Raw genomic sequence first — 4,579 nt, 5'->3', positions numbered from 1 at the left:
GGGGGGGGGGGGGGGGGGGGGGGGGGGGGGGGGGGGGGGGGGGGGGGGGGGGGGGGGGCGGGGGGGGGGGGGGGGGGTTCTGGCGGGCAGGCACCGGATCCGGTTGGGCGGGCCCGTGTGCTTGCGCGCGGGCCCGCCCTGAAAGATTTCTCAACTCTGGCTCTACCCAAGGTTCCGTGCACGGGCGAGGTGCCGCAGTTCTGCGGTCCGGCGGTTGAACTCAGCCGAGGGCGTTCACCAGTTGTTCCGCCCTGGCGGCCGCCTCGTCAGCACCGGTGGTCTCGAGTTCCACTGAGAACGGCTCGTCGTGCGATGTCTGGGTGTAGACGAGATAGCGCCCTTCGGGGACGAGCGCGATGCCGATGGCGAGGACGTCTCCGCTACCGAGCCACCATTGGGGCCCTGTACTGAACCGGAGCGTTGCATGACTCGTGAACGGGTAGTAGCGGCTCAACGAGGTGCTTCTCGCGGCGAGGACCAGGTCCCGCAGGATGGGCGGGATCCACGACCCGCCGGAAGTCCGGCCGAAGTCGTCCTGTTCCGCTGCTGCTTGGGCCTGGAAGTCCCACGCCTCACTCAGAGGGTCTGTCACGCCTGAGATTCTGCCGTGGTTGCCCGTCCCCGGGAAGGTGGCGCTTCGGCCTGGCCGAAGCGGCCATGGAGGGTGGGGCGAAGTGAAGGCTGCTGGCGGTGGTTTTGGCGGCCCCGCCGGCCGCTCCCCTCCTTCCCCGGGCCGGATCCGTCAGCGGTGTGAGAATGCCGGGACGGGGAAGGCGAGCCAGGGGAGGGCGAGCATGCTGACCGAGTCGGTGTACCGGACCGAGGACGTGGAACCGCGGGACCGCTTCGAGTACTGGCAGCAGCAACTCGTCCGGCTGATCGCGCCGTTCGACGTCCGCACCGAGCACAGGGCCGACTTCCGGTCCGAGGTGCACATCCTGCCGCTCGGCGACCTGGCGCTCTGGACGATGGAGCACCCGCCGCTCGCCGCGAGGCGGTCACCACGCCTGATCCGCTCGTCCACCGACCCCGAGCTGTACCTGTTCTCGCTCCCGTTCGGCGACTCCGCCACCGCGGTCCGCTCCGACGGCCTCGGCGCCTACCGCCCGCACGACGTGGTCCTGCAGGACAGCGCCCGACCCCTCCTCCTCCAGGCGAGCACCGACGATCCGCGCCAGCGGGTCCGCGGGGGCTGGCTGACCGTGCCCCGGCAGGCGCTGCCGCTGTCGCCGGACCGGATCGGCACGCTCACGGCCCGCCGGATGCCCGGGGGCACGGGCGTGGGCGCCCTGCTCGTCCAACTGCTCGCCGGCATCGCCGCCGACCCCGGCGCCTACCGGGCCGGCGACGCACCCCGACTGGGCACCGTCGCCCTCGACCTGGTGTCGGCGCTGCTCGCCCACCACCTCGACGCCGAGGACGCCGTACCGCCGGAGAGCCGGCGCCGGGCGCTGGTCCAACGGATCCGGGCCTTCATCCGCTCCCACCTGCACGAGCCGGACCTCGACCCCGGCGCCGTCGCCGCCGCGCACCACATCTCGGTCAGCTACCTGCACCGCCTCTTCGAGGGCGAGGAGGAGACCGTCGCCGCCTGGATCCGCCACCAGCGCCTCCAACGGGCCCGCCGCGACCTCGCCGACCCGGCCCTGGCCGCCACCCCCGTCCACGTCATCGCGGCCCGCTGCGGGTTCCCCCGCGCCGCCGACTTCAGCCGCGCCTTCCGCGGCGCGTACGGGCTGCCGCCCCGCGACTTCCGGCACGGCGCCGCCGCGACGGCCGCGGGTGGACGCTGAGCGAAGCGGACGTGGACCGGCTGCTAACGACAACCCCCTTGGGGCCTCGGCAAGCTGATGCTGTGTCCACCACGGGGGATCAGGTGGTGGACGCGAACACACCGACACCCTCGAAGGGGGACCATCCATGTCCAGCAACGGACTCCGCAGGAACCCGCGCTCCGCCGCCGTCATCGGCCTCGCCGCCCTGGCGCTCGGGCTCACCGTCCTCGGCGGCGGTCAGGCCGTCGCCGCGCCGCAGGACGACCCGCGCACGATCGGGACGCCCGTCACCATGTCGGAGTCCGCGATCACGGCGGCCAGCCTGCCGTGCATCACCAGCCCCGGGGTCAAGACCTGCTTCGACAAGGCCGGCGACAAGGTGCTCGTGCTCGACACCGCAAAGGACGGCTTCTCCGCCGTCGGCCGGTGGAGCACCGACTACGGCCGCACCGGCGCGTGCCGCAACGCCCTCGGCGTCGGCCACTGGGCGGAGTGCAACTACGACATGCGCGAGACGGGGCACATCCAGCTGAACAACGCCCTCTACGACGGCGACACCGGGCTGTTGGTGCTGACCGACACGTACTCGGGCTGGCTGTCGATCGGCTGACCTGCCGACGGCCCGGCCCGCTCCCCGCCCGTCGTCTCGCGAGCGGGGAGCGGGCCGATCGTCTACGCGTGGTCGGCCAGCACCTCGGCGATGACGTGGCGGGCGATGGCGGTCATCCTCGGGTCGCTGTCCCGGTAGTAGGCCACTTCCGACAGGGCGACGGACAGGGCCCAGCCGCGGGCGCGGGCCCAGGTGGCGTCGTCGGGGGCCGCGGCCTCGCGGAACGTCGCACGGGCGGCGGCGGGCAGGACGTACCAGGCGGGGATCAGGTCGACGGCCGGTTCGCCGAGGCCCGCGCAGCCGAAGTCGATGACGGCGCTCAGCCGGCCGTCCGGGGACACCAGCAGGTTGCCGGGCTGGAGGTCCCCGTGGAGCCAGACCGGCGAACCGTCGGGAGCCGGGGCGGCCAGGGCCCGCTCCCAGGCGGCGGTCGCGGCAGCAGCGTCGACGAGGTCCGGCACGGCCGCGATCGCCTTCCTCGTCCCGGCGTCCCGGTCCGCCAGCGACTCGCTGCGGTAGGCGGCGGGGGCGCCGGCCGGGTCGATCCCGCGCATCGCGGTCACGAAGTCCGCCAAATCCCGCGCCAGCGCCCCGGGTTCGGCGATCCGGCCGGGCACCGGTGTGGTGCCGTCGAGCCAGCGCAGCACCGACCAGGGCCAGGGGCAGCCGTCGACCGGTCCGCCCACGGCCAGCGGGACCGGCACCGGGACCGGCAGCCGCGGGGCCAGCCGCCGCAGCCAGACGTCCTCCTTGGCGATCTCCTCGACCACCCCGGGGATCCGCGGGACGCGCACCACCAGCTCCGCCCCGAGCCGGTACATCGCGTTGCTGGTCCCGGCCGGTTCCACCGGCTCGACCGGCAGGCCGGCCCACTGCGGGAAGCACTCGGCGACCATCCGGCGCACCAGCGCCTCGTCGATGTCCAGTTCGTCGGCGTGCAACTTGTGGGAGGTGGCCATAGCGACCGACCCTGCCAGCCACGGGCCGCGCCGGGCAACCGATTTGCCGCCGGACCGACGGCCGCCGGGGCCCGGGGTCAGGCTCGGCGCGCGGCTCCCCCGGGCTTCCGCTCGTTGGCGTAGATCCACCGCCGGTTGAGGGCGCAGGTCATGAACGGGACGATGAAGGCGAGCAGCCACCACAGGAGGCCCAGGGCCCTCTGGTGGTCCATGTCCCCCCAGCGGCCCGGGAGCAGTGGAAGCGGGAGCGCCACCACCAGGAGCACCGCCCAGGTCGCCATGCACGTGATCACCCTGCGCGCCCCAGCGCCCATGCGTCCCCCAACCCCGAGCCATGTTTGAACGTGTTCAATATAGCGCTCGGGGTGCCGCCGGGCGAGCCGCTAGCCCTGGCGGACCGCGCCCGCCGCGATCAGGGCGGGCAGCTCGCGCATGTCGTCGAAGACCACGGTGCCCGGCCCGGCCAGCCGTTCCGCGGCGGTGACGCCGCCCGCGTAGCCGAGCGCGCGCATCCCGGCGGCGCGGGCGGCCTCGACGCCGGGGCGGCTGTCCTCGACCACCACGCAGGCGGCCGGGTCGACGCCCATCGAGCGGGCTGCGTGCAGGAAGAGGTCGGGCGCGGGCTTGCCGCGCTCGACCTCGGTGGCGCTGAAGATCCGCCCGGCGAAGTGGCCGTGGAGGCCGGTCCGGCCCAGGGTGTGGCGCATCTTCTCGTGGGTGCCGCTGGAGGCCACGCAGGTGGGCAGGGTGATCGCGGCCAGCGCCTCCGGCAGGCCGTCCACGGGGGTCAGGCCGGCGTCCACCGCCTCGGCGTGCAGTTCGACGAAGCGCTTGCTCCACACCGTCGCCGTCTCGCCGCCGAGCCGTTCGGTGACCGTGGCCCGGTTGGCCGCCTCGGACCGTCCGACGAAGAGCTCGATCGCCTCCGCCTCGGTCAGCGGCCAGCCGTACTCCTCGCCGAGCCGCACCAGCACCCGGACGGCGATCACCTCGCTGTCCACCAGGACGCCGTCGCAGTCGAAAATCACCAGCTCAATCGGCTTGATCATCCCACCAGCATAGGCCGGTGCCCGTGCCCGGGGGCCGGTGGCCGTCGAACTGGCCACCGGCGCCCGGGCGTTGGCGTCAGCTGGTCTGGATGGAGGTGTCGTCGATCACGAAGCTGGTCTGGAGCGAGGCGTCCTCGGTCCCGGCGAACTTCACGGTGACCGTCTGGCCCGCGTAGGCCGACAGGT

The 4,579-nt window shown here is 73.8% G+C and carries 6 protein-coding genes; 2 read left to right on the top strand and 4 right to left on the bottom strand.

The genetic code is table 11. The features are described 5' to 3' along the window. Window positions 1–220: 220 nt before the first annotated feature. Window positions 221–592 carry a hypothetical protein gene (locus ACWDCZ_RS38925; RefSeq protein WP_117487328.1) on the bottom strand — a complete coding sequence of 124 codons (372 nt, stop codon included), beginning with the start codon at window positions 590–592 and terminating at the stop codon, window positions 221–223. Between the two features lie 202 nt (window positions 593–794). Between ACWDCZ_RS38925 and ACWDCZ_RS38920 the strand changes: the two genes are divergently transcribed. Both ACWDCZ_RS38920 and ACWDCZ_RS38915 read left to right on the top strand, forming a co-directional pair. Further along, complete coding sequence (locus tag ACWDCZ_RS38920) at window positions 795–1,793, top strand: helix-turn-helix domain-containing protein (protein WP_449818427.1); 999 nt, start codon at window positions 795–797, stop codon at window positions 1,791–1,793. A 127-nt stretch (window positions 1,794–1,920) separates the two neighbouring features. Further along, entirely contained in the window at window positions 1,921–2,385 is a 465-nt protein-coding gene (locus tag ACWDCZ_RS38915) for a hypothetical protein (RefSeq protein ID WP_117487330.1), read from the top strand. 62 nt (window positions 2,386–2,447) lie between these two features. Here the strand turns inward: ACWDCZ_RS38915 and ACWDCZ_RS38910 are convergent, their stop codons facing one another. The 3 genes from ACWDCZ_RS38910 to ACWDCZ_RS38900 all read right to left on the bottom strand — a co-directional run bounded on the left by ACWDCZ_RS38910 (window position 2,448) and on the right by ACWDCZ_RS38900 (window position 4,393). Next, window positions 2,448–3,344, bottom strand: a complete 897-nt coding sequence (locus ACWDCZ_RS38910) for an aminoglycoside phosphotransferase family protein (protein ID WP_449818426.1) — start codon at window positions 3,342–3,344, stop codon at window positions 2,448–2,450. Window positions 3,345–3,421: 77 nt separating this feature from the next. Next, on the bottom strand, window positions 3,422–3,625 hold the full coding sequence (locus tag ACWDCZ_RS38905) for a hypothetical protein (protein ID WP_449818425.1): 204 nt from the start codon (window positions 3,623–3,625) through the stop codon (window positions 3,422–3,424). Between the two features lie 102 nt (window positions 3,626–3,727). After that, the gene (locus ACWDCZ_RS38900) at window positions 3,728–4,393 is read right to left on the bottom strand and encodes an HAD family hydrolase (protein WP_449818424.1); all 666 of its coding nucleotides are present in this window, start codon (window positions 4,391–4,393) and stop codon (window positions 3,728–3,730) included. Window positions 4,394–4,579 lie beyond the last annotated feature (186 nt).

It is taken from the genome of Kitasatospora sp. NPDC001225 (genome assembly GCF_053597855.1).
This window is presented reverse-complemented; position numbering and strand designations above follow the sequence as displayed.